Below are 26,071 nucleotides of genomic sequence, written 5' to 3'. Positions count from 1 at the left end.
CGAACGCATCTGACCAACCATCAACTATCTCTTCAGCCACGAACCGATCAACGATCGCGGGCACACCACGTCACGGAGTGTCGTTGCAGTACTAGTACGGAGTAGGTCGAAGGGCGTTCGTCGTCGACGAAATCGAAGGCTACCGAGATCGACCGAATGCAGACAGCCGCTGTTCGCCTCACGGCCAACCGATCGGCGATCTTCGTGTTGCAGTCTCACGCCACATGACCAACTCTTTGAGAACTCTTGATCGGCGCAGATTCCTCACCCTGGCCGGTGGCGCCGTCACCGCCCTGACTATCGCTCAGCTGAGCGAGGCGCTCGCCGCGCAGGCCGCTGAACTCGACATGGCGCCGTTCACCCTCGGGGTTGCCTCCGGCGACCCCGATCACGAAAGTGTCGTGCTGTGGACCCGCCTGGTGCCAGACCCACTGAACGCCGAAACCGGCGGCATGCCGGCGGAAACCGTCGAGGTCCAGTGGGAGGTGGCACGCGACGAGTCGTTCAGGAAGGTGATCCGGAGCGGGACCGTGTCGGCTCTGCCCGAAGCCGCCCACACCGTGCACGTGGTGGTCGACGATCTCGCACCGGACCGCTGGTACTGGTATCGGTTCCGGTCCGGCGGAGTGCTCAGCCGCACCGGACGCACCCGCATCCTGCCCGCACCCGGCAAGAAGGTGGACCGTATGCGGTTCGCCTTCGCCTCCTGCCAGTCGTGGACCGGCGGCCGCTACTCCGCCTACCGCGACATGGCCCAGCAGGATCTCGACTTCGTCCTCCACCTCGGCGACTACATATACGAAACATCCGGCGGCAGCCTGGCCGAGTTCCGTCGGCTGCACGCGCTCTACAAAACCTCGCCGGACCTGCGCGCCGTGCATGCCCGCTTCCCGTTCATCCTCACCTGGGACGACCACGAGGTACAGAACAACTACGCCGGTGACACACAGGGCGCGGCCGGTGACGGCCGCCCATTCCTGGAGCGGCGAGCCAACGGCTACCAGGCCTACTACGAGCACCTCCCGATGCGGCCGGAGCAGAAGCCGAAGGGCGCCGACGCGCTGATGTACCGCAAGGTCCAGTTCGGCAAGCTCGCCGAGTTCAGCGTGCTCGACACCCGCCAGTATCGAACCGACCAGGCCAACGGGGACGGCCGGAAGCCCCAGACCCCGGAGGTCTGGGATCCTGAGCGCACCATGACCGGCCCGGAGCAGGAGAAGTGGCTGCTGAACAACCTGGCTGCCTCAAAGGCCCGTTGGAACGTCATCGCTCAGCAGACCATCATGGCCCAGTTCGACTACGACCTGGGACCTGACAAGATCGTCAACCTGGACCAGTGGGACGGCTACGCGGGCGCCCGCGACCGCATCCTCGACTTCATCGCCAACGAACGCCCGTCCAACCCCGTGGTACTCGGCGGTGACTGGCACACCCACTGGGTCAACGACCTCAAGACCGACTTCGACGTCTCCACTTCCGAGATCATCGCGACCGAGTTCGTCGGAACCTCGATCTCCTCGGGCGCGGGCTGGGACGCGGACGTCCGCGCGGGCCTGCCCGCCAACCCGCACGTGCGGTTCTACAACGGCACGTATCGCGGCTACGTCATATGCGACGTGACACCTGATCGTTGGCGCTCCGACCTGCGTATCGTCCTCGCGGCGGGCGACGGGGCATCGCCCGCTTACACAATCGCCGCTTTCGAGGTGGAGGACGGCAGTCCCGGCGCCAGGCGCATCGACGCGGGTGATGGACTGGTCGGCCGGATAACTAGCCAGGCCACGGGCCAGAACGCACCGAACGTGCAGATCGCAATCAAGAAGTCGGACGGCACCACCTTCGGCACCAGCACCACCGACGCGACCGGTGAGTTCCTCGCTTTCGCACCACCCGGCGACTACACGGTCACTGTCAACGGCGTCGGCTACGCGCCGGTGACCGCCGCGGTGACGGTACGTCCCGACAACCAGACCCGAGTCGATATCGCCCTGCGGCAGGCGGCGGTACGCGTGGGCACCGGCCACTCGGTGCCCGGACCGCAGTCCCAGGCGACGGCCAGTGACCTCGTCCTGTCCAACAGCATGATGGCCATGGCCGTCTCGGCGGGCTCGGAAGATCCCCAACTGTCCGGCGTGACACTGGGTAAGCCGCTGGACATCGCGGCCGTCGGACATCTGGACCAGCTGGACTGGATGAACCTGCCCTACGCCTCGACCGCCCAGCCGCGCGGAACCAACGCCTGGCAGCAGTTGACCGTACGCTCCACGGGATTCGAAGTGTTGTCGGCCGGCGGGCCCGCCGGCTCCGTGCGGTTCACCGGCGCCAGCACTCAGGTGCCCGGTATCGCAGTGGACACCACCTTCGAGATCCGTCAGGACGAGCCCTGGGTCTCGGCCGAAACCATCTTCACCAACAACGGCGCGGTGCCCCGCACCTTCTGGCTGGGCGACGTACTCGACCACGACGGGGCAGGCCAGCGCAGCGGGGTAGCCGGACACGGCACCATCACCGCATCCGCCCCCGCGGACTTCACCCCGGCTCAACCGTGGATCGGCATGACCGGTTCGGATGCCCAGACGTACGGCCTGCTCTACGGCGAGCCCGGCTTCACCGCCTACGCCACTGGTATCTGGGTGATGAGTCAGCGCAAAGTCACGATCGAGCCCGGCGCCACGTTCGTGCTGCGCCGCAGGATCGCCGCCGTCGACAACGGCGGTGCGGCCGACCCGTTCGCGGTGCTTGCCAACCTGTGAACGAGGTGCGAATTCCCGTGCGTTGCGTTCGCGGAGGTGGGTGACGGCTTGCACTGTGCCGTGATCTTGTCCGCGGAAGGGCCGCCCTGATTCAGGGCCTTGGGCCGGGAGCAACGGCTGGCACGCAGGAAGGGCGGGGCCCTTGGGAGCGCGGTCCCGCGCCGTGCGTTGCTGAGCCGAATGAGCTGCAGGGGAGAGTTGATCACGAGGTTGAGGCTGTCGCTACCGCGGCCCTGGCAGACTTCCTCCACACCTACAACCACCACCGCTGCCACACCGCACTCGGCGGCAAGCCACCGATCAGCCGAGTCAACAACGCTACGAGTCAATACACCTAGCCGGCCGGGGTGGGGCCGCCGCGGCGCGCCGCGCCGTTGCTGGCACGCGGCTGCGGCTGAGGGGTGCCGGCCGGCTTGGGGACGCCGGAGCCGGGCGTGTGGACCTGGTGGCCATTGATGCGTGGGCCGTCTGATCGGTAGCCCTCAACACGTATGTGGGGCTCTATGATTCACGGACTCGTGTACTGGTTCGTGTGACCTGGCGTCCAGGAATCCCGGAACCCGCGCGCCTTCCCGTGCTCTGGCAAGAAGCTCCCCGTGGCCCCCGACCGGCGAGCTCTACCGCGGCAGCCATCACCAGGCGTGCCGCGCGACCGCCGACGCCCTCACCGAGGGCGGGGAAGGTCAGGCGGCCGGCTTGGTGCGCTTGTCCTTGGTGCGTCCGTGGCCGCTGGCAATGTCGGCGACCCGCTGCGGGCTGATCTCCAGGCGCGGGGTCAGGTCCTCCCTGGTGAGCGGGCTGTCCAGGAGGGCGCAGACGGTGAGCTGCCTCTGCTCACGGCGCCAGGCCTGCAGGTCGGGCACGGCCTTGAGCGCGCGGCCGAGGGCTTGCGCCCGCTCGATGGTGGGCTCGGCCGTCGGATTGGCGAGATCGGGAAAGGACGCGGGGAGTTCGAGGCGATCCATCCCCGCGGGTGCGGGAGCAGCTTGTGCCCACCTGGAACACTGTTGCGGGTGCGGGACCATCCCCGCGGGCGCGGGGAGCAGGCGCCGCTGCGAGTGCGAGACGTCCAGCTGCCAGTTCGACGACACCAGGACTGTGGCCGGGATCGTTACGGTCGGGATGAACGAGCGGGGGCTGTGGTTCTCCGGCGCAGCCGCCCCGTGGCTGTCCGAGTGGGACCGGCAGGTCTTCCAGGCCTGCCAGCCCAGCTACCACATGAAGCCGGGCGGCGACGGGCGTTTGCAGCTCCGGGCCGTGCTGTCCGTGCCGGTGCCCGGGCACAGTTCGCCGCTCCTGGCATCGACGATCGCCGAGCGGTCCAACCTCGCCCTCGCCGCATCGGCAGCGGATGCCCTGACCGTCCCGGACACTGTGTCCGGACAGCTCCCGAACAGTGCAGCCGAACCTGCGACGGTCACCGCCGCTGACCTGCCCGGACATGGTCCGGACACCGCGTCCGGACATGGGCCGGACACCGGTCCGGGACAACCGGCCATCGCCACCGAGATCGAGCAGCTCGCCGCCCAGGTGCGTGGTGACGACCCGGCCGCCGAACCCGTCGAGGAGACCCCGGCAGAGCCCACCGCGGCAGCCGACCCGGGGCCCGAGCTCGTTGTCGAGGGACCGGCGCAGCCGGCCACCGCAACCGCCTCCCTGGTCGCCCGCCTGGGCCTGAACCTGTCCAACGTGCGGCGGAACCAGCCGCGCGAGCTGCCCGAGCCGCCCGCGCCGACCACGTCGATCACCGCGGCGGTCGACGTCCCCGGCTACACCCCGGGCAGCCCGCTCGGCTTCATCGAGATCACCGCGGGCATCATCAGTCGCGCCAACGCCCTCAAGACGGCCGGGGGCGGTGTCGGCCAGGTGATCAGCTACCGGCACCCGTACCCCGAGGACCTCATCGTCACGGATTCCTCGAGCGCCCCCGAGGGCACGAACGTCGCTCTGCGGGCCTCGGACCAGAACCGTCTCCCGCAGGCAACCTCGTTGCCTCCGGCGGCTGGTGCGCCCCCTCCGAGACGGTCTACGAGCTCACGTCCGTGTCCTGGCCGGACATGCTGTGGGACGCCCCCGAGATCCAGCTCGCCCGTGGTGGCCTGCGCTACTACAAGACGCCGTCCCTGGACGTCGCGGCGATGACGTGGGTCCACACCGAGGCCGGCGCCACGAAGCCGTACTTCCGGATCCCCTGCCCGGGCCCGGTCGAGGTCCGCTGTGGCGCGGTCGGTGTTCTGCCTTGAGGCGGGCATCCTGACCCAGCGGCACTTCCCGGAGCTCGTCTCCTGGTACCTGCGCAACTCGATGGTCGCCCACGAGATCCGGCTCCGGCAGGTCCTGTTCGCGCAGGCCATCGCGTCGCCCACCGCGGTCACCCTGCCCGCGACGTTCGGCGCCCTGTCCACGGTGTTCGCGGCCGTCGTCCTCCAGGCCGCCTACACCGATCCTCATGCCGGACTGGCGGCCGTAGTGAGACAGGCGCCCGCGACCAGGCCCGAAGCCTGACCGCGGGCGCCTGCAGCATTGGTCAGGCCGTGGCCACACTGTCCAGCTTGCCTGCCTTCGCCTCTTCGATGAGCGACGCAAACTGATCGGCACTCATCTGCACGCGCTGGCCGAAATCATCGGTCAGCACAATCCGCCGGTCGACAGGCGCAGCAGGATCCACGAACAACTGCGGGCAGCCGCAGTTGCAATTCCCGCAGAACGTCGCCACCGGCTGCAGCGCACTGACATCAGTGGTCGTCATGGCACGCTCCCTCTCCATGGGTTCCCGCAGCCGAAGGCAGAACCCCGGCTGCCCTGGTGCCAGTGAGGTACCCGAGCGGAACCATAGGGAACCCGGTACTCATGCAACAGCGCTGGCTCAGCCAGGCACTCGTGCGTACCGTGAGCCCCCGTTCCCTGTTCGCCGTCAACCGGGAAAGACGCACCGACAGCATGAGCACCGCTCCCGGCAAGCAGCCTCCGGTTACTCACATTTCGTCTTCCGCTGCGACGTCAGGCCCTCGGGGGCCGCAGGTAGAGGCCGATCACTATGTCGTAGAAGAGAAATGCGAGCAGGCTGAGGCCCAGCAGGGGCAGGGCCCAGCCGAGCGCGGCGACGGCCGGGATGCCGATGATCAGCACCGGCAGGGGCAGCTGCCGCCACGTGCCTCGCGCAGGGGCCTTGCCGAGTGCCGCCGTGCGGTCGTCACGCATGGGCCGGCGCTGCCACCACATCCGGTAGCCCCACACGATGACGGAAATCAAGCCGATCGCGATCAGCGCCAGCAGGATCTGGTTGACGATGCCGAACAGCAGGCCCATGTGAGCCTGGACGCCGAGCTTGCTGAGCTTGGCCAGGGCCGGGTAGTCGGCCCACCTGCTCTCCGAGGTGACCTCGCCCTTGGTGGCGTCGACGGCGACTTGGTCGTAGTGGACCGGCCACAGGTCGTCGTCCTGGGCCACGGTCCAGGCGCTCGCGTCGTCCGTGGGCGCCGTCAGCTCCACCCGGCCGCCCAGTCCGGCGTCGCGGGCCACCTCCAGGACCGCATCGAAGTCGGCGGGGTCCGTCGACACCGCGCCCTGGCCCATGCCGTGTCCCGCGTGCCCTGGGTGCTCGCCCTCGGTCACTTCGGCTCCGCCGGGCAGCGAGGTGACCAGCTCGGGGGCGTGCCCCTTGGCCGCATCCAGCAGCTGCCCGAACCGGTCGCCGGCGTAGTGGGACCAGGTCAGGCCGGTGGCACTGAGAGCGAGTAGGCCGACGGCGATCCACACGCCGGTGGCCGCGTGCCAGCTGCGGGTACGCCGTACACCCCGGGCGGAGCGGTCCGGCAGCAGCACACCGCGCGCCGACTTCGCCCGCTGCCCGCGAGCGCGTCCCAGCCACAGGACGAGGCCCCCTGCCACGATCACCCACAGCCAACTGGCGGCGACCTCCGAGTACAGGCGGCCGGTCTCGCCGAGGTGCAGATTGCGGTGCAGGTCGTCCAGCCACGTGGTCAGCGGCGTCGAGCCGAACCACGTGGTCAGGTCACCCTTGACCTCTGTCGTATAAGGGTCGACGAACACCGTGCGCTGCTTCTCGCCCAGCTCCGGCAGGGAGAGCACCACTCGCGTGGTGTCCTCCGGGCCAGGTGGGGTTATCACCGAGGACAGCGTGCCCTCCGGGTGTGCCTCGCGGGCTGCGGCGATCTGCTCCGCGAGCGGGCGCGGTTCGTCACCGACCTTGGCCACGCTGAGCTGGTCGCCGTAGACGAGCTGGTCGAGCTGGGGCGTGAAGGTGTAGGCCAGCCCCGTCAGGGCGGCCACGAGCAGGAAGGGCGCGATGAATACCCCGGCGTAAAAGTGCAGCCGCACGAGCAACGCCCTTACGCCCTTCCACGAACGGCCAGGCTGTACGGGACCGCTCTCCGAGGCGGTTGGCGGCGCTGCAGGGGCGTCAGCCTCCGCGACCGCCACCGCGGCCTCGTCGCGGTCGTCTCTTGGTGCTTGTTCCTGTGTTGAAGACATGCGTGCATCCCCAATCGGCACCCGGCACATTGGGCGCGGGCGCTCGTGAAGTCGACGATTCAGTCCGCCTCAAGGGCGGTACGGCGTTGCACGCCTGCAGCCCGAGCGTGGGAAGGCGCCGGGTGAGCGGTGCGTGCGGGCACGCCGGACTGCGCCCGTCATCGCAAATGGGCGAGACGGACGATCAGAAGCAGATCGCCGGCTGCGGCGGGCCGCGCCGTGTGACGGCGTGCCACAGGGCCGCCTGGTGGTCCAGGCGTGGGGGGACGTGGAAGGACGCGGGTGTCGGAGGAGCGGGCAGGGTGACGACGGCTTGAACGCGTGAGGCCCGGCGCAGTGGAGCCAGGACGTACACGGCCAGGGATCGGCCGAGCTGGAAGGCCGCGACCTCCCCGCGCCACAGCCACAGCCCGCACAGGACTGCCGCCAAGACGTGAGCGGTGAACATGCCGGTGGACCAACCACCCATAGCGGCGGTGCTCATGGGCATCGCGCCCGCGGCGGCCGAAGACTGATGGCCGACAGCCATCTCGCCGGCACCCGACGGCGCGGCGACGAAGGCCTGGGCGAGGTGGAACCAGCCATGCAGGGCGAGCTGAGTCACCACGGTCGCGCCCGTCACCGCTAGCACACCACGCTCACGACAACCGGCCAGCCACCACGCTCCCGCGGTCGTTGCGGCGAACGCATAGCCCACCGCCCAACCCGGAACCGCCCGCGACATCAAGGCGTGACCGAGACCCGTCACTGCCACGCACACGGCCGCGAACACCGCGGCGCGCACGAGGCGGAAGCCAGGCCCGGAAGTCATGGGCAGCAATGATGCCATTCGCCACCCGAATGAGGGATAGGGCGTGCAGAAGCACATACGGCGCACCTACAGCTGGGCTAATACCCCGCCCATCCGGATGCGCCCGACGTTTCGCCTGTGCTCCGCTTCCTCCGACCTGTCCGTGAAAGCGGGTGCGTCACCCTCCTGGCCCGCGGCAGCTGTGAGACCGAGAGGCCAGGCCCAATGACCCGCGTTGACCGATCCAGGTAGAACTACAGCTCAGAAAGTCTCTGACATCCATTGCTGACATCAACGTCGTCGGATGGTGGCGGACCCAACGGACCTCCAGCAGGCTGAGAGCCGCCGCCACTCATTGCTCCGGCAGCTCGCTGGGAGCCGAAATCGAACTCCTAAAGCGGGTGTCGCGGGTTCGAATCCTGCCAGGCGCGCACCAGGCAAGAGGCCCCGGACCGATCATGGTCCGGGGCCTTTGACATCTACTAGCAGCGTCGACTGGTCGGGACTCGGTAAAAGCCCGGGTCAGATCGGCGAGCGCGGTGGCGGGCAGCTTCGAGTCACCGGCACAGCCCGGCCGTTCAGCCGGGACTGCCGGAGGGTGCCTGATCCTGTGGGTCGCCGGGTGGTTGGGCGTCGTGCGGCGCGAGCGGGGTTGTTGATTCCGCCTGCTGGGCCGCTGTCCGTGCCCGCTCCCGCAGTCTGCGCCGGTGGCCGGAGTGGTCGGCGCGACCTATGTAGCCTTTGGGCTGCCACTTGTTGCCGTGCCAGAGGTCGGGCGGAACCCAGCGGGAGCACGCCTGTTCGACGTCTGTGGTCACGTTGACGATGTTGCTGAGTTCGATGCGGTAGCGCAGCCGCGGGAGACCGTCGGCGGGCGGGTCGGCGTCCCGTACATGGCGCCACAGCAAGGGGTGATCGCGGTCGAAGTCCCCGCGGGGGAAGAACTCGAGTGTCGCGGTGCCGTAGCCGACGGCCGCGTCATCGGTGGAGTAGAGGCACACCCCGGCCAGCGACTCCCACGTTAGTTGTGTGTCCCCGTTCAGGCTGAACCACCACCATCCCGTGGCGTCGAAGACGAATCTGTCATTGGACTCGGCGGCTGTCCCTATCAGTGCGAACAGGCCGCAAAGCGCGCACAGGCCGCCAGCCGAGGCGAGAAGCCACCGAGCCACGTCATTGTCGACCAGCGCGGCCCCTGACAAGCCGACAGCGGCGACCGACAGAGCGACTGCGGTGACGATCAGACCGGACTGGACCTCCCGCTGCCCGTACCGTACGCCGGTCGCATCATTGGATGGCCGCGCTGGCAAGCTCCCCCCTGCGCTCATGGTCACCAGTGTACGGAGAGCCGCTGCAGGATTCCCGGAATCCACACCCCAGAACTGTTCCACTGACATCCAACGCTGACATCAACCAGCACGCACAGCCGCAGCCTTGGGTGGTTGCAGATGGGTCCCGCGCGCACGCCTGGGCCCAGGTGTGGAGGAGTTGGAGCGAACTTACAAAGCAGATGTCGGCGGTTCGAAACCGTCCGCGCCCACAGTAGGAAACCGCAGGTGAGAGCCTGAATAGGCCCTCCGATCCACACGGATCGGGGGGCCTTTTCCATGATCGAGGCCACATAGAGGCCACATCGCCCCTGTCTGATCCGGTTGGGGGCTGCAGTGCCTGGCAGCCGTGACCGGCGACGCGAAAGGTCGGACTGTGCAACCGGCCCCGCTGCTGGGCAGGTCAACTTTGCATTTTGTGCCGTGCTCGCCGCTGTCAGAGGTGCTCGAAGAAGCGGGTCCACCATGTTCCGCGGCCCCGATGGATGCCGTAGCTGAGGAAGAAGACGCCTTCGTCGGCGAGCCGGTCTGACGCGGGCCGCCGCGCGTCGGCGGTCGGTGACCGCCGCCCGCTCCTGTCTGCCGCGCCGCTGGCGACGGCCGCCGACCACTCGGCGCGCAGCGCCTGGGAGCGTAGGCCGGACTACCAATCGGAAGCCCCGGTCCGACCGCTCAGCCGCAGACTGGCTGGGCACCTGAGAGGCGCCCGGCGGGCTCGCGCCGTCCTGGACGCCCAGGCTTGCTGTCGGATGGGGGCCGTACGATGGAGATAACTGGGCAGATGCCAGTGCAGGGTTGAGGGAGACACACGTGTCGGGTGATCGATAGGCACGCCCGCCGTCGTGGCTGACTTACATCATCTCCTACACCGACGGCGAGGTCCGCCGCCAGTTCAACGTCTGCTTCACCGCCCGTATCGCTGGCGGCCAGCTGGAGATCTCCGACGAGTCCACCGAACTCCGGTTCGTGCCGCCCGAAGAGATCGAGCAGCTGCCGATGCACCACACCCAACGGCTCCGGCTCCAGCACTTCCTGGAACAGCGCGAGAAGCCGTACCTGGGCTGAACCGCCTGACGGCGGTAGCGACGGCAACAAGCCCGCACAACCACGCACTTCACCGGACCAGCAAACCACGCTTGACCTGCGAAAAAGGAGGTACAGGGCACCGCATAGCACACGTACTGAGCCTCTTCCAACCTGATGGGGCAACAGGTGGGGGTGGGCGTGCACTGTACGAAGCAATGAGGCTCCGGGTAAACGGGGCACGACCAAGATCGCCCGTCCGCGCCATGAGCTTGGAGTGCTTGTCTACCCATCCGCGATTGATCTGTCCAGTTCGAGCCTGGTGTATCTGACCCGTCGCCTCTCGGCCCACCGCAAGCGCATAGGCAGCCGCTGGCGCCGCCTCACAGCTGACCCGCCAGGCCCTGCTCGCCGTCGCGCACCTGCGCTGCGGGGACACCTACGCCCAACTCGCCGTGTCCTTCCAGGTCGGCATTGCTACGGTCTACCGCTACGTCCGCGCGAGGCGGGCGAGTCGTTTGTAGCAGCAGAGGGCTGCGTTCGTGGCGGTGGTTGAGTCTGCGGTAGCCGGTCAGCCGGCGTGGGTCACCCTGCGCACCAGGGAGCGGCTGGCGGTACTGAGGCCGCGGCACGGGCTGCTCGTGCTGCACACGCTGCTGTGGCCGGAGGAGATCCGGGAGCCCGACGACTTGTCGTCACCTTCACCGGTGACCGACCGGGAGCTGGAGCTTGCCGAGCTGCTGATGACCAGCTCGTCGGCGTAGACATCACGGATCTTCACGACGAGTACGCGGCCGCGCTGGAGCAGCTGATCGTAGCGAAGCAGTCGGGCGGCCCGCTGGAGGAGCTGGCGGGGCCGGTGCCCGTCGTGGACTTGATGGCTGCGCTGGAAGGCAGCATCCGTGAAGCCGGTGAGCGCCCTTCGGGCTCGCCGTATGCGCGGGGCTCCTGGCCTGCTCCCCCCACGCCGCCGTGGTGAGAGCAGGCCCCTTGCAGGTCAGTCCCGGTGCGGCGCCCTCGGGCCAGAGGATGCGCACTGGTGCGTCGGCGCCCACGGCGAGTGCTGCTGGAGGAGCTGCCCGGCTCACTTATTTCTTGTCATCGCCCCCGCCGACTCCGACGAAATCTCGTTCGGTGTGATCCGGTTCAGTGGCTGATGACGACCTTGCCGAAGTGAGCGCCGCTTCGCAGGTGGGATGCTGCGTCGAGTGCTTCCTCGAACGGGAAGACGCGGTCGATCACCGGGTGCAGCTGGTGCGCCGTGATGACCCGGTTCATGTCCTCCAGGTCGCTCCGGCTGCCGCCGCCGATCGCGCGCACCGATGTCATGTTGTAGGTGAGGGCCAGCAGGACCTCATCCAGCGATGCGTGTTCGGCGTCGCCACCGAGCGTAACGTGGCCGACCAGCGAGATGGTGCCGCGGTAGGCGGCAGCCTTGATCGACTGCGCGATCGTCCCCGCGCCGCCGACCTCCACGATCACGTCGGCCCCCTGCCCGCCGGTGAGCCTGCGGACCTCGTCGCCCCACTCCGGGGTGTCGCGATAGTTGACGACGTCGCTGGCGCCGAGTTCGCGCAGTCGCGCCGCCTTCTTCTCGCTGGAGGTGGTGGCGATGACTCGTGCACCGGCGACGCGGGCGAGCTGGAGCGCGAACAGTGAGACGCCGCCCGACCCTTGGACCAGAACCGTGTCACCGGGGCCGACTCCTTCCAGCGCCGAGTACGCGGTGACGGCGGCGCAGGGCAGGGTGGCGGCTTCGGTGAAGTCGAGATGCTCGGGCATGGACACCAGGCGCTGTTCGTCGATGACGACGTACTCGGCCAGCCATCCGTCGACGTCGGTGTGGTAGTTCTTGCCGGGTGTGCGCTGAGGGCCGCCGAACCAGAGGAGGCTTCGACCTGGGCGAGATGCGTGACGGCGTCGACAGCCGCCTCGGGACCAAGCCGGCCAAGCCGAAGCCGCGCGCGCTGAAGCCGCCCGCACGGCCGCTCGCCCCCGGGCGCGGCGCGTTCGGCCCCAGCCAGTCGAACGGATCGATCGCGAGCGCCGCGCTCCTGACGGTCCTGACCGCTCTCGCCACGTCCGGGGGCGGTGAGGGGCCGGGGGGCACGGAGACTGTCCGGGCCCGTAGGTGACTCCGTCGAGCGGCGACCGGGTCGCTGTCGAATTGGCGGAGATGCGCGGCGAGATCCGAACTGGGTTCGCCGAGCTCAACGGCCGGCTCGACCTTGCGCTGCAACGGACGGAGGGCGCCGAGTCGGACATCGGCGAGCTGAAGGACCGTGTTGCCGCTCTGGAGCGCAATCGTTGGCCGATCCCGGCGATTGCCGCAGTGACCGGCGTTGTCGGGGCGGCAACTGGCATCGTCGCGCTCTTGCGGTGACCGCCACCGGATACCCGCCCCCTCCCGAGTGCGGCGGCGAGGGGCCTTCCGTGTCGCGGCGCTGTCGGACCCTGCCGATACGTTGGTGGGGTCCTTATCCAGCTAGTGCCGGATCAGGCAACGTTTGCCCTGTCGTGATGTGACGCCCCGTCCGGGTGCTGTGATGGACGGCGCGTGGGCGTCATTCTGTCCGGGTGGCAGAACCCCTGGCGGGTAAGGCCTACTCTTCCCGTGCGATCCGTGACCACCTCCGCGGGCGTGGCATCCGGGCGGTCGTCCCACAGCCCGCCGGCCGGTCGCTGCCCCAGGGCATATGCCCCGTCGTCCCTTGCCAGGGCGCCAATCACCAGCGTGTGAGGCGGTATGGCTGCACGGCGGTGTTCAGCCGGTGCAGCCCGGGACACTTCCGGGCGGAGCGCAGTTGTCCGGAGTGTTGCCGCGGACCACGGACTGGTCCAGCGTCACGGTGCCGCCGGCTTTGTAGATACCGCCGCCGCTGCCGGGGCCGCCCGTCGCGGTATTGCGCAGCACCGCTGAGCGGGTCACCGCCAGCGTGCCTCCGCTCCAGATGCCACCGCCGGAGGGGGCGGTGTTGCCGTACACCGCGGAGTCGGAGACTGCCACTTGGCCCTGGCCGCTGCCGATACCGCCGCCGCCTGTCACCCTCGCGGTGTTGTCGTGCACCGCAGTGTGGGTCACCGTAGCCGTCTGGCCGGCGAGGTAGGTGAAGATGCCGCCGCCGTTGTCCCCGGAGTTGCCGAACACGTCGGAGCCACGCACGCTGAGCGAGCCGTTGTTGTTGATGCCACCGCCAGCGCCCAGCGAGTAGTTGTCCCTCACAGTGGAGCGGATCACCGTCAGTGTGCCCTGGTTGTGGATGCCGCCACCCGGACCCGATGGCGCTGTGCTATCTCTCACCGTGGACCCGCTCACTGTCAGCGTGCCTTGGTTGTTGATGCCGCCGCCGAAGTGTGCAGCTTTTCCATGCGTGAAGGTCAGGCAGTCAAGGTGGACCTGGGCTCCGCTGCCGACCGTCACGGTGGAGCCCGCCTGGTTGCCGTCGAGCACCGCCCGGCCGACTCCCCTCAGAGCCAGGTCCTTGCCGATGGTGAAGGGGCCGGTGCAGGTCCCTTTCACCCGCAGGGTGTCTCCGGGCGAAGCGGCGGTGATGGCAGGCTGCAGAGCGTTGGGATTGGCGCCGCAGTCCACCACGGTCTCCTGGGCGGCCGCCGCCGGGGCCACTCCGACCAACCCAGCTGCCCCTGCCATCACCGCCGTCACCGCCGGTACCCAGCGGCGCCGCAAGATTCTGCCTACTTCGATGAACATCTGGGTCCTCACTAGTCTTCTCAGCACGATGTTCGAAAAGGGCTCGCCCTCACGCCCTTCTCTCAGCGCGGAGTGAGCCCCCCTTGATCACACATGAGGTGCCCCGGCTGAGTAGTGCGGCACCGGCGGTGGTCCGCCTGCCCCCCGAACAGCCGACAAACTGACCTATACGAACTACGCGGAGCACTTGGACCTGACTGACCTGTTGGTCCGCCGCCGCTACATCGGCGAGCTGTCCTTCTACCGGTGCCACTGCGCCACCCCCATGCTGCCGGGGCAGACCGTGTTGGCGGCGGGGGTCCGGCCGGTGCGGAGATAACGGTCGACGGCCTTGGTGACGCACCGGTTCTGCGGGTACGTGCCGTGGCCCTCCTCCTCGGCCGTCAGGAGCACGCCGACGCCTTCGCCCAGCTCACGGGCCATCCGGCGGGCGCCCGGGTACGGGGTCGCCGGGTCGCCGGTGCCGCCGACCACAAGGACGGGGTCTGCGTCCTCGGCGTCGACCTCGGGGGTGGCGCGCTCGCCGTCGAACGGCCAGTCGTAGCAGAGGTAGACGCCGCTGGACCAGGCGGCGCCGAAGACGGGGGAGGCCGCCTCGATGCGGGCCGCCGCGGCGGCGGCGCGTTCGTAGCCGGGGCGCGCGTCGGAGTCCGCGCAGCTGATCGCCACCAGGGCGGAGCGGCTGTTGTCGAACGGGGTCGTGCCGTTGTCGGCGGCGGTGCCGGACTCGCCCGTGCCCTTGCTCAGCAGGCGGCCGTCACCGTGCTCGAGAAGTGCGGTGAGGGCTTTGGCGAGGGGGGCCCAGCCGTCCTTGCCGCGGTCCAGCTGGTCGCTGACGGCGTACGCCAGGTCGGTGGCGTCGAGTTTTGTGCCGCCGCCGGCCGGGGCGGGCTTCTTCTCCAGGCGGTCGGACAGGCGGGCCATGCGCCGGGCGGCCTCCTCGGGTCCGTCGCCGGTCGGGCAGTCGTCGATGCGCGCGCGGCGCAGTAGGCGGCGAACCGATCGAACGCCTGCTGAACGGCCTTGACCTGCGAAAGTTGGACCTCGACGCGGTCCTCGGTCGGGTCGGCGGGTGCTTCGAGGACCAGCCGCCCGACGTGCGACGGATACAGGTGGGCGTACACGGCACCCAGCGTCGCCCCGTACGAGACACCGTAGTAGTGCAGCTGCTCGTCACCGAGGAGGTACCGCATCAGGTCCAGGTCGCGCGCGGTGTGCGAGGTGCCGACGTAGGGAAGGAGCGCGCCGGAGTGCTTCGCGCACGCCTCGGATCCGTCGTAGCCGTCGTCGCCGACGGTCTTCCCGCAGCGCACCGGGGCGGTCGCGCCGACGCCGCGGGGGTCGAAGGAGACCAGGTCGTAGCGGTCCAGGAGCGGCTCGTACTGACCGATAAAGTCGGGCAGTCCGGTCACTCCGGACACGCCGGGACCGCCGAAGTTGAGGACGAGCGAGCCGATGCGCCGTTCGTCCGGGCCGGTGGCCTTCTTACGTATCAGAGCGACGTCGATCGTCTTGCGGTCCGGTCTCCGGTAGTCGAGGGGGGCCTTCATGGTGGCGCACTCGTAGCCTGCCCTGTCCCCTTCGCTGCTGGTGGGCAGGGTGCAGTGGGACCAGTCGAGCCGCTGGCCGGTGGTGAGCGCGGCGGGCAGTCCAGAGGGCGGATTGTCCGCGGTGAACTCCGTCCGCGGGCCGGTGCGCTGCTGCGGCGTGCCGTCCTGCTGCTGCGAGGCGCCGTACGACCCGATTCCGGCGAGTACCACCCCGGCCAGAACGGTCGCCATGGCGGCAAGGCGTGGCCGGCCGCTGCGTATCGGATGTGCGTCGGTCATGGAATTCCCCTGTGCTCCCGGCCCCTGGTGCCCGATCAGCGCCACTCTGCACGCGGCGGTCCGGCCGTCAGACGTGTGCAGAGTACAAGCCATTGCCGCCACGGCTGATTGTCGGCCGCTCGCGCCAGGAGAACTCCTCACGCGTCTTCGCTTCGAAGGCGATCACTGGGGCTTCCTGAGCGTGCGCGGCCAGGTGGGAGTGGAACTCCCGCACGTGACCGACGATGCGCGGGGAGTCCACGTTTGTCGCCAGGTCCAGGGCCAGCGAGGCAGTGGAGCACGCCTGGTCCAAGGCGCCGTTGCGCAGCTGTGTGGAGGCCAGCCAGAAAACGCGTGAAAGGCGCGGCCGCGCTGCTGGCGGCCATCCGACCCAGCATCCGGGCCGGCCGCGACGCCGCGGTGGTCGATCCAGAACTCACCGACCTGGTCGAGCGATGGATGGGGGAGGCCATCAGCGACATCGAGGACGGACTGACGACGGCTGGGCGTCTCGAGCCCCATCAACGCCACTTTCGGGGTGTCCTTGCGATGGCTCAGCTCGACTTCGTCGCCCAGAACTGGGATCGCGCCGACTGGAAGCTCACGCGCGATCAGATGCTCGATGAGCTCAGCGCCAGTTGGGTACAGCTACTGACCTGAGCTGACTTGACCTGACCACGCCCGCGGGACCGGGTGCGTGACAAAGGGCGGGGCCGTGCTGTTCAAGCGGTACGGGAACCGAGTGGCAGGCGAAGCCCTCCGGGGTGGTCGGAGACCACGGGTGGGGGACGAGGGCGGTCACTTCGCCACGAAGCTGACCTTGAACATGCGGGGCCAGAGCTTGCCGGTGATCAAAAACAGATTGGTTCCTGGCACGGCGGCGATGCCATTGAGTGGTTGGGCTCCGCTGCGTTCGGATGGGGTCAGGAGTCCGGTGGCGTCGATGTGTGCGGTGACGGTGCCTGTGCTGGGGTCGATGCGCACGATCGTGTCCCCCGGGTACACGTTCGAGTAGATGAAGCCGTCGGGCGCGCATTCCAGTTCGTTGAGCCCTGTCACGGGTTGGCCGTCCTGGCGCACGTGGATGCTGCCTGTCGCCTTGAAGGTGTCGGTGTCGCGGAAGGTGAGCCGGTCGGTGCCATTGCTCATCACGAGATGTTGCCGACCGGAGAAGCGTTGGTGACACAGGCCCCAGCCTTCGCCCTGGTAGGTGACACGGCGACGTTCTGCGAGTGTGGTGGGGTCGCGCTCGATGGCGGTGCCGTCGCGCCAGGTGAGTTGCCAGAGTTTGTCGCCGGACAGGGTGATGCCCTCGCCGAACAAGGGCGCCTGCAGCTCGGCGTACACGGTGGGCGGCTTGCCTGGCCGTCCGGCGCGCAGCGAGGACCGGCCGACCAGGCCCGTGCTTTCGTAGAGGCTGTCGCCGCGGAACTCCAGGCCCTGGGTGAAGGCTTGTGGGTCGTGGGGGAGGGTGTCTCGCACTTCTGCTCGCAGCAACTGCACCCCGTGCGAATCGGCCCCAAGGTGCACTTGGCGGCTGGTCGTGGTCACATCCTTGCCGCCGGGGCTGCACGCTCCGACAGTTCCGGTGAGCAGGGCTCCGACCAGCACCGCCGACACGACCGCCCGTGGGAGGTTGCCCGATCCGGTCCGTCGAGGGCGTGCGTCGCCGCCTGCGGCTGGTGTTCCCTGACTCACGGAGTCCTCCCCTCCCGGTCCGCCGTACGAGGGCATCGGGCTGAGCCGGACCACTGACGTCTCGGGGCTTCGGCACGAGATGCGCGATGGGCGCGGCAGCTCGGCCTCGAAGGTGTGATCTGCCCGCCGAACCGGATCGTTGGTGTTCGCAACGTGTCGGGCGGGAGTGGCCGGCGCCGGAAGAACCGCACACAGCGCCGTTACGTAACCGGGCCACCGCCATGGGATCGAGTAGCTCGCTCGGAAGGCCGTTGTCGTTCGGTGGTCTTCGTGAAGGTCTGGTCGGTGGTGTTGCTGCCTCCGGGGCTGTTGATGTTGTTGCCGGTACTCAGGTTGTTGAACATCGTGAGGATGCCGTTGAGGCTGGTCGGCAGGATCGATCCCCCGACGCTGTTTCCGCCGGTGACCGTCATCGGATTGCTCGAGCCGGAGACGGTGGCGATGTCGATGAACGTGCAGGGCAATGCCTACGAACACGCATAGCGTCAAGCGCGCCGTCCATTGGGCCAACCAGTGAATATTCATGAGGACTCTTCCTCGTTCTGCAGAGTGCCCGGTGGTGTGCATACCGCACCCATCAGGAGTGGGCGGGACCAGGCATGATGCCTGGACGGGCAACGGGACACGACTACGTCGATGACGGGGCGGAGAACGCTTTCACCCGATCGCCCAGGTGAACACCGGCTGGATGGGCGTATCGGATGCCACCTGCGAGCTGCCCCTGTGTAATCGCCCCCTGCTTCAGTCGCTCAAGCCGAGACCGTCACTCCGAGCAGGCCTGTCTGGGGAGAGTCTCGGCGACCGCGCCATTGATCGCCTCGCTGCCACTCATGGACGCAAATCCTTCCGGAGAGTCCACGCGCCCTGGCCCGCTTCCTATCTCTGGGCCCGGTCCTGGGCCTGGCGGCAGCCCTTGGGGTGTCGGGGGCGCTGAGCGGCGAGCGGCCCGACGAGAGGGACTGGGCTGACCTCGTCGAGATGGCTCGGGAGGAGAATCGGTGTGCCCGAGCCCTGCGCGGCCTCACGGCGGCCGGATGCTCGGCGCGGCTCCACATCCATGCAGCGGTCGTCTCACTCGCAGGAAGCGGCCACCCGCTCACGGCGGACGGCCGCGCCGGCCGCGCGGGCCGATCCCTGGCCCGGTCCGGTGCAGTGGGCGTAGTCGGCGTCAGAGATGTGTCGCGGCGTCGAAGAGCAGCGCCCGAAGCCATTCGACGAAGTACTGATCAGCCAGTCGGGGGTTCCAGACCATGTCGATCCCGAGCCCGGGAAGCGGGAACGGGAATTCCGGCACCGACCTGTGGATCGAGTGCGCCGCCAACGGCAACGGGTACGGCACCGCGCTCACCCCTGTCCGCTACACCGCCGACACCACCCTGGGCTCGCCTGCAGCCTCGGCCGCCTACCGGCCGATCTCCGGGGCCACCGAGTACACCTGCTCCGTCGACCCGGTCTACCAGCGCATGATCCCTTACCTCGCGGCCCGCATGCCGAGATATCAGGTTCCGCCGGTATTACGAAAAGCCACCGTATTGAATTGGCGCACAGAGAAGCATCGAAACTCGGATCCACGTGAACGAGTTCGGCCGTGCCAGTCGAGATGGATTTACGTGTGTTCCGACTGGCGGTAATAATTCGATTCCAATTCCGATGCCTGCCGAATTGTCACCGAGATCGGCTCAATGAGTGGCTTCCTCGGACCGGACCGGCGCGCTCCAGCAACGTTCCGAATCAGCCCTGTATCCCTTGGGCGTTACGTGAGGCGATGGAAGGCTGGAGACGATGTTTGAGCGAAGGAAATTCCTCATGGCCGGTGCCATGGGAGGTGCGGCCATGCTTCCACAAGGTGTTCTCGGAGCGCGGGCGTATGCGGAAACGGCTCACGGGTCAGTGTGTCCGGACATGCCGGTCACGCACACCCCTCGGCTGACGAAGTATGTCGACCCGCTTCCCACGCCGTTGACAGCCGTCTCGGATCCTTCCGTCTATCCGGGGGCCGACTACTACGAGATCACTATGCGGCAGGGCTCGTGGCACTTCCACCAGGATCTCGGGCCGGCAACCGTGTGGGGCTACTGGGCCAATAACCCTCACGATCCTCACAAGCCGACCGGCATGGGCTATCTCGGGCCGACCATCAGCGTGACCGCGGACCACCCGACGGTCGTCAAATACCGCAACGAGCTGCCGACCACCCACCTGTTCCAGTTCGTGATCGACGCCATTCGCAGCGGGTGTCAGGAGCTCACTCCGACCCCGCCACCTCCCTACAAGCCCTCACTTCCTTTTCCCTCGGATGTCAATGTGTGGAACGTCGTGCACCAGCACGGCGGATTCACGGCGCCACAGTCCGACGGCATGCCGATGCAGTCGTTCAGTCCGGACGGCATCCAGGCCGAGCACTACACCACCCTGGAACCGGGCCGGGTCGAGTGCAACGAAGCGATCTTCGGCTACACCAACCACGACCGTTCGTGCATGCTCTGGTATCACGATCACGGCATGGGGATGACCAGCCTCAACGTCTATGCGGGTCTTGCCGGTCTCTGGGTCATTCGTGACCCCGCCGACGACCGGCTCGGGCTGCCGCGAGGCGAATTCGAGGTCCCCCTCATCCTGCAGGACCGGACCTTCCACGCGGACGGCTCGCTCGCCTACACCATGACCCTGAGGGAAGGCGAGGACACCCCGATCGTCAACGGGAAGGCGTACCCCTTCCTGGAGGTCGAGCGGCGACGCTACCGGCTGCGCTTCCTCAACGCTTCGAACGAGCGTTTCTGGCGGCTGAGGTTCGATGCTTATCCCAGGGACACGCTGCCTGAGGTCACACTGCCGTTCTGGCTGGTCGGCACCGACGGCGGCTTCCGTGCCCCGCTGCAGATGCTGAACTTCCTGATCTCGCCGGCCGAGCGGTACGACCTGATCGTCGACTTCAGCCAGGTGCCCATGGGCACGAACGTCAGATTGACGAACTATCACGCGCCGGTCCACTACCCCGGGATGCCGGGTACCGGGCCGCAAATCCGGGAAATCATGGAGTTCCGAGTCGTCAAACCGTTGTCCGGAGGCGCGGACAGGACGAGGCCGCCCAAGGAACTCAGGCTGCCGAAGGTCGCATCTGTCAAGCCGAAACCGCACACCCGTCGGCGGCAATGGGTCACCTATCAGCACAAGCTCTTCGGGACCATGACGTTCAACGCGGTGCCGTTCGAGGCGCCGTCCGAGGACTTCATCGAGGAGGGTTCGACCGAGATCTGGGAGTACATCAATCCCAACCACGACGCCCACCCGATGCATGTCCACCTCGTCAACTTCCAGGTAATGGACAGGCAGCCGATCGACGCAGCCGCCTACCAGGCGGATTACGAAAAGTGGATCGACGGTGGCCGCAAACCGGAGGACCTGCCGGTGTTGGACAACTATTTCACCGGTCCACCGATTCCGCCGGACCCCGACGAAGCACGGTCCGACAAGGACACGTTCAAGTCCTATCCGGAGACAGTGACCAGAATCATCATCGAGGAATTCACCCCGCCGAAGGGAACGATCGCGTCGATTCCGGGAAGCGGTACCAAGCTCCCGGCGCAGTACATCCACCATTGCCACATCCTCGAACACGAAGACGACGACCTGATGCGCCCGTGGACGATCGTCGGCCACGGCGACCACGGCGGTGGCGGCCACGGCCACTGAAGGCAGCTCGCTCCGCTCGTCCCGCGTCGGCGAGGGCGTCCGTGTGCGAGTCGGCTTCCGTGATGAAGGTGTGGCTACCGCGGCTCTATCGGGCCGTCCGCGTCTCGATGGTGACGGACCAGAACCTCATGATGTGCCTCCCGCTCGGGCAGGGGATGACTGAGTGCTCCGGACGCCGACCCCGGCAAGTACCGCGCCTATGACGCAGAGCGTGCCGGTGATGAGTACGGCGCTGTGCAGGCCGTTCATGAATGCGCGTCCGCTGCCTTCGATGACAGCCGCGCTGAGCTGTGCGGACATGCCGCTGGAGGACGGGGAGACTCCCATCGCCACCGCGTCCCCGGCCTCCCCGAGGCCGTCAGCCAAGGCCGGGGGAACTCCCGCCCCGGTCAGTTCCCCGGTGAGGGTGGAGCCCACCCGAGCGCTGATCAACGAGACGAGCACGGAAGTGCCCAGCGCGCCGCCTATCTGCAGGGCGGTGGCTTGTAGGCCACCCGCCACGCCGGCGTCCTTCACCGGCGCGTTGCCGACGATGGCGTCGGAGGAGGCGGACAACACCATGCCGACGCCCAGGCCGAGCGCGACGAACGGCGGCCACATGGTGCTGTAGGAGGAGTGCGTGTCCCAGCTGAGCATTCCGAAGGTGGCACCGGCTTGCAGCAGCATGCCCAACGTGTTGGGTACCAGCAGGGCACCGAACAGGCCCTGGGATCTCCCCCACTGGGGGTCCCGTTCCGTTCGGTGAGACGGCTTACGGCTTGCGGACGCCTGCCATGGCCGGCGGCCACTGCTCGATGGGCGTGCTCGCAGGGCCGGAACCTACGGGTCACCCCGTTAGGATGCCGGGCAGCGAGAGCGCGCCGATGAGGGTTGTGCCTGCCAGGAGCCAGACCACGTAGTCGCCGATGTGCCCCGAGTGCATGCGCCGGAGCGGCGTCGTCCAGCTGTGATCCTGACGGGCGGGGCCATGTACGGCCGCCGCTGCCAAGCCCACGGCCAGTGCGGCGGAGACGAACCCGAGGATCGTTCCGGCCGGAGTCCAGTGAGGCGCATGATGGGCGCCGAAGGCGTCGCCAACGGATGTGGCGAGCCATGGAGCCGGACCGGCCGCGACAGCTCCGACGAGTAGCGCGGTGGGGACCGCGGTCATCGTCATGGGCACCCGGCCGATACGGCCCTTGGTCTCCGGCTCCTCGTCCTCGCCCTTCGTCTCGTGTGCCGGATCGGCCTCGGGTCGCTTCCCGACGCCGAGGAACACCCGTGCGGCGACCCGGAGCACGGCTCCCGCGGTGACGGCGGATACGACCACGAACACCACGGCGAGGAGTCCACCCGCACTTTCTTCCGTGACCGCTTTGCCGAGAGCCGTGGCAAACGGGGGCAGCCCGGACAGAGCCAGCGCACCGGTCGCGAACAGGACGCCGACCCATCTCAACTCTTTGGCACGACCGAACAGTTCGTGTTCGTCGACACTCCCGTACCGGTCGAGGAGGATTCCCACGCAGGCGAACAGGGCGGCCTTCGCCCCCGCGTGACCCAGGATGTAGACCGCGATCCCACCGGTTGCCTCGGGGTGCAGGAGGCCGATTCCGATGAGGAAGAGTCCCGTGTGCGCCACCGTCGAATAGGCGAGGAGCCGCTTCACGTGCCGTTGCTGCCAGCACATCACCGCGCCGATCAGGGCGGTCAGCACGCCGAGCGTCACCAGGGCGCGTTCGGCGTCCGGTGCGGGGATGCCGCCGGGCCCGGCGAAGATTGTGTGGTACACCCGCCACACACCGTACGCACCCAGTTCGACCATGACTCCGGACAGCAGCATGCAGACCGGGGTCGGCGCTACGGCGTGTGCGTCGGGCAGCCAGAAGTGAAACGGAACGGCGGCCGCCTTGGTGAGGAGACCCGTCAGTACCAGGGCGAAGGCGCACAGGGTCAGTGCGTCGGGCCCTCCGTGCTCATCGAGCCGCTGTCCGATCTGTCGCATGCCGAGCTCACCCGTGCGGGCGTACAGCAGGACGATCCCGGTCAACGTGGTGTACGCACCGAGGGAGTTGATCACCCCGAACGTGAGCGCCCCCTGTACGGCCTTCGCTTCCTCCACGCGGTATCCGGTCAGGGCGTACGCCACGACGCTCATGAGCTCGAAGAAGACGAAGGCGTTGAAGAGGTCACCCGTGAGCGCGAAGCCGCACATGCCCGCCTGGAAGAGCAGCACGAGAGCCGGAAAGGAGCCCGCGTGCCGGTGCGGTGGCTCGTCGAAGTAGCGCCAGGAGTAGACGAGTACCGCGACGACCAGGACAGAGACGAGGGCCGTCAGGCCCACCCCGGGAACGTCGCCGACCAGGACGATGCCCACACCTTCGCCGCCGCTCGGGCGCCAGCCGCCGACCCATTCGACAGCGTTGGGCGAGGCGTTGACGAGGAGGGCCATGGCCAGGCCGGCGGTGGCCACGGCCACCGTGCAGCCGATCGAGTCGGCGGCGATACGCGGCAGACGCCGTCCGGCGGCCACCAGCACGGCGGCTCCCATCAACGGCAGTGCGACGACCAGGGGCAGCAGATGGCTCATCCGCGCAGCTCGGTCAATTCGTCGGGGTTCACCGTGCCGTGTCGCTTGGCGACCTGTATCACCAGGGCCAGCAGGAGAGCGGTCACGGTGGCGCCGACCACCACATCGGTCAGGGCCAGTGCCTGCACGACGGGGTCGACGAGCGGTCTCGATCCAGGCTTCAGGTCGGAGAAGACGGGTGCGGTGCCACCGTCGCGATAGCCCACCGCGAGCAGCAGCACATAGGTGGATGACTGACAGACCGCCAGGCAGCCCACCGCATGAACGAGGTGGCGACTGGTGGCCAGCCCGTAACACCCGGCCAGGAAGATCCAGCCGGCGACCAGATACGGCAGTACCGACATCATGACGTGCTCGTCCCCCCACTCATTTCTCGCCTTCCTCCTCGATCTCCACGGCCTGGTCGAGGAAGCGGGCGAGCAACACCACCACGGCGCACGCCACTTCCATGCCGACGGCCATGTTCAACAAAGGAACAATTCCACCCGAGGCGAGCGTGTTGAACGTTCCGTACGGAATAAGACTGTTGGCCAGAAACGAAGATCCCGCCATCAGACCCGCCAGCCCCAGAACGAGATACGTCGCTTCGCCCACCGCGTCGCCGACCTCGTACACACCGACCGGGCGGACCCGCTCCAGTGCGCGGTAGTCGGCCCCGATGTAGAGCAGGTGGAGCGCGGTCGCCACGACGACCCCGCCCTGGAACCCGCCTCCCGGGCTGAGCTGGCCGTGCGCGACGACATAGAGGCCGACGACGAGGGCGACGGGCAGCAGGATCAGTGCGTACAGCCGCACGGGGAGTGCGACATGGACCGGCGTGGGAGGCACCTGACGCTCGTCGCGGGTCTGCCGCAGCAGCACGACGGTTCCGAGCACCGCTGCGAAGAGGATGGTCTCCTCGCCCAGGGTGTCGAAGGCCCGCTGGTCGAAGTTGACGGCCGAGATCACATTGGCGGTGCGGTGGGCGAGCGCAGCCCGGACGGCACGGTCGCCGTAAGGGTGGCTGTCACCGCCGAAGCCCGGCAGCCGCAGGCAGGCCGCCCCGAACATGGCGGCGAATCCCAGACAGCCCACGGCCAGGATCCACATCCGTAGTCGGCGGCTCATCGGCCGCCTTCGTCCCGCCGCCCGCGGCGGCGCACTTTCCGGACGGACAGAAGGATCAGCAGCGGGGTCAGCGCCGAGCCCACCGCCAGCTGCGACAGGGCGACGTCCGGCGCCTGGAGGACCGTGAACAGCACCGCGAGCGCCAGACCGAGCACCGACAGAACCAGAGCCTGACGAGCCGGGTCACGGACCGCCACGGCGGCGGTCGCGGTGGTCGCGACCAGGAAGAGAGAGATCACGATGAGGCCGTCAGTCACGTCGGGCCTCGCGCGGCTCCAGGTAGACGCCGGACAGTGTCCGTGCGGAAATCACGTTTCCGGCGACGAGCAGAACTCCCACGACCACGAGTTTCACTGCCGCCCGCCCAGGGCCGGCGGCCACACACGACGCGATCACGACCGGCACGGTGGCGGCGGCCGCGAGCACGGTCGGCAGCTGTGCCTTCGGCGGGGCCTCGTCCAGTTCGTCCGCGAGGAGTCGTGCGTACACGAGCGTGCCGGCGGGGCCCAGCACGGCGAGGACCAGAGCGAGATCTGTGTAGGCGGGGCGCTCGTATCCCTGGGCGAGCAGCAGCATGACCAGACAGACCACCGAGGTGCCGAAGTTCTGGGCGACGACCCTGCGCCCGAGCGGTCCGGTCGCCACACCCCACACGACAGGGAAGAGACCCGCCACCAGGAGTACGGATGCGCACGCGAGCCATGCGTTCACCGGCCGCTCACAGCCCGGCGTGCCGCCACGGCCGCGACTGCCCCCAGGAGCGCGCATCCGAGACCGACGAACACCTCCAGCGGTCCGAGCCTGCTGATGAGCACCAACCAAAGTGCCGACAGCGGAACTTGCCACACGAGGATTTCGGCGACCAGGCCACCCAGCCGTCTTCCCGTCATGCGAGGGCCGGAGGGCGGGCCGCCGCAGGAAACTCTGTGATGCGCAAGGTGCCTCCTCGTGGTCGTCCCGCACGGCTTGTGCTCTTCCGGTGCCCGGCAGGGCTTCAGACATTCCCCGGCCGCAAGGGGAAACAACTCGAAGCAAAGCAGCTCCAGGCGGAGGAAAGCGGAGGAACGCCCGTGCCCACGCCTCGGACCGGGGATGAAAA

At 68.2% G+C, this 26,071-nt stretch carries 24 protein-coding genes and 4 pseudogenes; 11 read left to right on the top strand and 17 right to left on the bottom strand.

Going from position 1 to position 26,071, the window contains the following annotated elements; translation table 11 throughout:
• Window positions 1–224 precede the first annotated feature (224 nt).
• Entirely contained in the window at window positions 225–2,753 is a 2,529-nt protein-coding gene (locus tag ACFYP5_RS32655) for an alkaline phosphatase D family protein (protein WP_389042546.1), read from the top strand.
• 683 nt (window positions 2,754–3,436) lie between these two features.
• On the opposite strand, the gene ACFYP5_RS32650 is transcribed toward ACFYP5_RS32655, so the two are convergent.
• Window positions 3,437–3,718, bottom strand: a complete 282-nt coding sequence (locus ACFYP5_RS32650) for a sigma-70 family RNA polymerase sigma factor (protein WP_389042565.1) — start codon at window positions 3,716–3,718, stop codon at window positions 3,437–3,439.
• On the opposite strand from ACFYP5_RS32650, the pseudogene ACFYP5_RS32645 reads away from it, so the two are divergent.
• Window positions 3,654–4,996 (top strand): annotated as a pseudogene (locus ACFYP5_RS32645) (major capsid protein). The gene ACFYP5_RS32650 and the pseudogene ACFYP5_RS32645 sit on opposite strands and share 65 nt — an antisense overlap.
• Window positions 4,983–5,258: a major capsid protein gene (locus ACFYP5_RS32640; protein ID WP_389042544.1), complete on the top strand. Its 276-nt coding sequence runs from the start codon at window positions 4,983–4,985 to the stop codon at window positions 5,256–5,258. Before ACFYP5_RS32645 ends, ACFYP5_RS32640 begins: the two are co-directional and overlap by 14 nt.
• Window positions 5,259–5,280: 22 nt before the next feature.
• Here the strand turns inward: ACFYP5_RS32640 and ACFYP5_RS32635 are convergent, their stop codons facing one another.
• The 4 genes from ACFYP5_RS32635 to ACFYP5_RS32620 form a co-directional block, all read right to left on the bottom strand.
• Complete coding sequence (locus ACFYP5_RS32635; RefSeq protein ID WP_389042543.1) at window positions 5,281–5,502, bottom strand: hypothetical protein; 222 nt, start codon at window positions 5,500–5,502, stop codon at window positions 5,281–5,283.
• Between the two features lie 251 nt (window positions 5,503–5,753).
• Entirely contained in the window at window positions 5,754–7,247 is a 1,494-nt protein-coding gene (locus tag ACFYP5_RS32630; protein ID WP_389042541.1) for a PepSY-associated TM helix domain-containing protein, read from the bottom strand.
• Between the two features lie 184 nt (window positions 7,248–7,431).
• The gene (locus ACFYP5_RS32625; RefSeq protein ID WP_389042539.1) at window positions 7,432–8,058 is read right to left on the bottom strand and encodes a hypothetical protein; all 627 of its coding nucleotides are present in this window, start codon (window positions 8,056–8,058) and stop codon (window positions 7,432–7,434) included.
• Between the two features lie 557 nt (window positions 8,059–8,615).
• Complete coding sequence (locus tag ACFYP5_RS32620; protein ID WP_389042537.1) at window positions 8,616–9,365, bottom strand: hypothetical protein; 750 nt, start codon at window positions 9,363–9,365, stop codon at window positions 8,616–8,618.
• 852 nt (window positions 9,366–10,217) lie between these two features.
• On the opposite strand from ACFYP5_RS32620, the pseudogene ACFYP5_RS32615 reads away from it, so the two are divergent.
• The 3 genes and pseudogenes from ACFYP5_RS32615 to ACFYP5_RS32605 all read left to right on the top strand — a co-directional run.
• A pseudogene (locus ACFYP5_RS32615) lies at window positions 10,218–10,430 on the top strand (DNA mismatch repair protein MutT); the annotation flags it as partial.
• 235 nt (window positions 10,431–10,665) lie between these two features.
• A pseudogene (locus ACFYP5_RS32610) lies at window positions 10,666–10,885 on the top strand (transposase family protein); the annotation flags it as partial.
• Window positions 10,886–10,936: 51 nt separating this feature from the next.
• Window positions 10,937–11,152 carry a Ku protein gene (locus ACFYP5_RS32605; RefSeq protein ID WP_389042535.1) on the top strand — a complete coding sequence of 72 codons (216 nt, stop codon included), beginning with the start codon at window positions 10,937–10,939 and terminating at the stop codon, window positions 11,150–11,152.
• A 382-nt stretch (window positions 11,153–11,534) separates the two neighbouring features.
• On the opposite strand, the gene ACFYP5_RS32600 is transcribed toward ACFYP5_RS32605, so the two are convergent.
• Window positions 11,535–12,170 carry an NAD(P)-dependent alcohol dehydrogenase gene (locus tag ACFYP5_RS32600; RefSeq protein WP_389042533.1) on the bottom strand — a complete coding sequence of 212 codons (636 nt, stop codon included), beginning with the start codon at window positions 12,168–12,170 and terminating at the stop codon, window positions 11,535–11,537.
• A gap of 125 nt (window positions 12,171–12,295) precedes the next feature.
• Here ACFYP5_RS32600 and ACFYP5_RS32595 point away from each other — a divergent pair, with 125 nt between their 5' ends.
• A complete protein-coding gene (locus tag ACFYP5_RS32595; protein ID WP_389042531.1) occupies window positions 12,296–12,523 on the top strand; it encodes a hypothetical protein in 228 nt (75 codons plus the stop codon).
• A 41-nt stretch (window positions 12,524–12,564) separates the two neighbouring features.
• Window positions 12,565–12,771: a hypothetical protein gene (locus ACFYP5_RS32590; protein ID WP_327425089.1), complete on the top strand. Its 207-nt coding sequence runs from the start codon at window positions 12,565–12,567 to the stop codon at window positions 12,769–12,771.
• A 381-nt stretch (window positions 12,772–13,152) separates the two neighbouring features.
• Here ACFYP5_RS32590 and ACFYP5_RS32585 read toward each other — a convergent pair whose 3' ends face one another.
• From ACFYP5_RS32585 to ACFYP5_RS32575, 3 genes are all read right to left on the bottom strand, one after another.
• Window positions 13,153–14,040, bottom strand: a complete 888-nt coding sequence (locus ACFYP5_RS32585) for a hypothetical protein (protein WP_389042529.1) — start codon at window positions 14,038–14,040, stop codon at window positions 13,153–13,155.
• A gap of 300 nt (window positions 14,041–14,340) precedes the next feature.
• A complete protein-coding gene (locus ACFYP5_RS32580) occupies window positions 14,341–14,769 on the bottom strand; it encodes an alpha/beta hydrolase (RefSeq protein ID WP_389042563.1) in 429 nt (142 codons plus the stop codon).
• A gap of 74 nt (window positions 14,770–14,843) precedes the next feature.
• Window positions 14,844–15,929: an alpha/beta fold hydrolase gene (locus ACFYP5_RS32575; protein WP_389042527.1), complete on the bottom strand. Its 1,086-nt coding sequence runs from the start codon at window positions 15,927–15,929 to the stop codon at window positions 14,844–14,846.
• 333 nt (window positions 15,930–16,262) lie between these two features.
• Between ACFYP5_RS32575 and ACFYP5_RS32570 the strand changes: the two genes are divergently transcribed.
• Complete coding sequence (locus ACFYP5_RS32570) at window positions 16,263–16,568, top strand: hypothetical protein (RefSeq protein WP_389042526.1); 306 nt, start codon at window positions 16,263–16,265, stop codon at window positions 16,566–16,568.
• Window positions 16,569–16,706: 138 nt separating this feature from the next.
• Here ACFYP5_RS32570 and ACFYP5_RS32565 read toward each other — a convergent pair whose 3' ends face one another.
• Window positions 16,707–17,459, bottom strand: a complete 753-nt coding sequence (locus tag ACFYP5_RS32565) for a glutaminyl-peptide cyclotransferase (protein WP_389042524.1) — start codon at window positions 17,457–17,459, stop codon at window positions 16,707–16,709.
• Between the two features lie 417 nt (window positions 17,460–17,876).
• Here ACFYP5_RS32565 and ACFYP5_RS32560 point away from each other — a divergent pair, with 417 nt between their 5' ends.
• Complete coding sequence (locus tag ACFYP5_RS32560; protein ID WP_389042522.1) at window positions 17,877–18,089, top strand: hypothetical protein; 213 nt, start codon at window positions 17,877–17,879, stop codon at window positions 18,087–18,089.
• A 685-nt stretch (window positions 18,090–18,774) separates the two neighbouring features.
• Here the strand turns inward: ACFYP5_RS32560 and ACFYP5_RS32555 are convergent.
• Window positions 18,775–18,945, bottom strand: coding sequence for a hypothetical protein (locus ACFYP5_RS32555; protein ID WP_389042520.1), 171 nt, complete (start codon window positions 18,943–18,945; stop codon window positions 18,775–18,777).
• 467 nt (window positions 18,946–19,412) lie between these two features.
• Here ACFYP5_RS32555 and ACFYP5_RS32550 point away from each other — a divergent pair, with 467 nt between their 5' ends.
• Window positions 19,413–21,299, top strand: coding sequence for a multicopper oxidase family protein (locus tag ACFYP5_RS32550; protein ID WP_389042519.1), 1,887 nt, complete (start codon window positions 19,413–19,415; stop codon window positions 21,297–21,299).
• A gap of 126 nt (window positions 21,300–21,425) precedes the next feature.
• On the opposite strand, the pseudogene ACFYP5_RS32545 reads toward ACFYP5_RS32550, so the two are convergent.
• From ACFYP5_RS32545 to ACFYP5_RS32520, 6 genes and pseudogenes are all read right to left on the bottom strand, one after another.
• A pseudogene (locus ACFYP5_RS32545) lies at window positions 21,426–21,971 on the bottom strand (MFS transporter); the annotation flags it as partial.
• Between the two features lie 154 nt (window positions 21,972–22,125).
• Complete coding sequence (locus ACFYP5_RS32540) at window positions 22,126–23,865, bottom strand: complex I subunit 5 family protein (RefSeq protein ID WP_389042517.1); 1,740 nt, start codon at window positions 23,863–23,865, stop codon at window positions 22,126–22,128.
• A complete protein-coding gene (locus ACFYP5_RS32535) occupies window positions 23,862–24,212 on the bottom strand; it encodes a sodium:proton antiporter (protein WP_030932398.1) in 351 nt (116 codons plus the stop codon). The genes ACFYP5_RS32540 and ACFYP5_RS32535 overlap by 4 nt, the downstream gene beginning before the upstream one ends.
• Before the next feature lie 19 nt (window positions 24,213–24,231).
• Window positions 24,232–24,972: an MnhB domain-containing protein gene (locus ACFYP5_RS32530; protein ID WP_389042514.1), complete on the bottom strand. Its 741-nt coding sequence runs from the start codon at window positions 24,970–24,972 to the stop codon at window positions 24,232–24,234.
• Window positions 24,969–25,229, bottom strand: a complete 261-nt coding sequence (locus ACFYP5_RS32525) for a hydrogenase subunit MbhD domain-containing protein (RefSeq protein ID WP_389042513.1) — start codon at window positions 25,227–25,229, stop codon at window positions 24,969–24,971. Before ACFYP5_RS32525 ends, ACFYP5_RS32530 begins: the two co-directional genes overlap by 4 nt.
• Window positions 25,222–25,683 (bottom strand): monovalent cation/H+ antiporter complex subunit F, encoded by a 462-nt coding sequence (locus ACFYP5_RS32520; RefSeq protein ID WP_389042511.1) that lies wholly within the window; start codon window positions 25,681–25,683, stop codon window positions 25,222–25,224. Before ACFYP5_RS32520 ends, ACFYP5_RS32525 begins: the two co-directional genes overlap by 8 nt.
• Window positions 25,684–26,071 lie beyond the last annotated feature (388 nt).

Source organism: Streptomyces sp. NPDC005262 (genome assembly GCF_042872425.1).
GTDB lineage: Bacteria > Actinomycetota > Actinomycetes > Streptomycetales > Streptomycetaceae > Streptomyces.
The sequence above is the reverse complement of the archived record's forward strand: the minus strand, read 5'-3'. Positions and strand labels throughout refer to the sequence as shown.

Excerpts from the sequence above, each read along its gene's own strand:
- ACFYP5_RS32655 (WP_389042546.1), top strand. The coding sequence starts at position 225 with ATGACCAACTCTTTGAGAACTCTTGATCGGCGCAGATTCCTCACCCTG.
- ACFYP5_RS32650 (WP_389042565.1), bottom strand. The coding sequence starts at position 3,718 with ATGGATCGCCTCGAACTCCCCGCGTCCTTTCCCGATCTCGCCAATCCG.
- ACFYP5_RS32635 (WP_389042543.1), bottom strand. The coding sequence starts at position 5,502 with ATGACGACCACTGATGTCAGTGCGCTGCAGCCGGTGGCGACGTTCTGC.
- ACFYP5_RS32630 (WP_389042541.1), bottom strand. The coding sequence starts at position 7,247 with ATGTCTTCAACACAGGAACAAGCACCAAGAGACGACCGCGACGAGGCC.
- ACFYP5_RS32625 (WP_389042539.1), bottom strand. The coding sequence starts at position 8,058 with ATGACTTCCGGGCCTGGCTTCCGCCTCGTGCGCGCCGCGGTGTTCGCG.
- ACFYP5_RS32620 (WP_389042537.1), bottom strand. The coding sequence starts at position 9,365 with ATGAGCGCAGGGGGGAGCTTGCCAGCGCGGCCATCCAATGATGCGACC.
- ACFYP5_RS32600 (WP_389042533.1), bottom strand. The coding sequence starts at position 12,170 with ATGCCCGAGCATCTCGACTTCACCGAAGCCGCCACCCTGCCCTGCGCC.
- ACFYP5_RS32595 (WP_389042531.1), top strand. The coding sequence starts at position 12,296 with ATGCGTGACGGCGTCGACAGCCGCCTCGGGACCAAGCCGGCCAAGCCG.
- ACFYP5_RS32590 (WP_327425089.1), top strand. The coding sequence starts at position 12,565 with ATGCGCGGCGAGATCCGAACTGGGTTCGCCGAGCTCAACGGCCGGCTC.
- ACFYP5_RS32585 (WP_389042529.1), bottom strand. The coding sequence starts at position 14,040 with ATGGCAGGGGCAGCTGGGTTGGTCGGAGTGGCCCCGGCGGCGGCCGCC.
- ACFYP5_RS32575 (WP_389042527.1), bottom strand. The coding sequence starts at position 15,929 with ATGACCGACGCACATCCGATACGCAGCGGCCGGCCACGCCTTGCCGCC.
- ACFYP5_RS32550 (WP_389042519.1), top strand. The coding sequence starts at position 19,413 with ATGGCCGGTGCCATGGGAGGTGCGGCCATGCTTCCACAAGGTGTTCTC.
- ACFYP5_RS32540 (WP_389042517.1), bottom strand. The coding sequence starts at position 23,865 with ATGAGCCATCTGCTGCCCCTGGTCGTCGCACTGCCGTTGATGGGAGCC.
- ACFYP5_RS32535 (WP_030932398.1), bottom strand. The coding sequence starts at position 24,212 with ATGATGTCGGTACTGCCGTATCTGGTCGCCGGCTGGATCTTCCTGGCC.
- ACFYP5_RS32530 (WP_389042514.1), bottom strand. The coding sequence starts at position 24,972 with ATGAGCCGCCGACTACGGATGTGGATCCTGGCCGTGGGCTGTCTGGGA.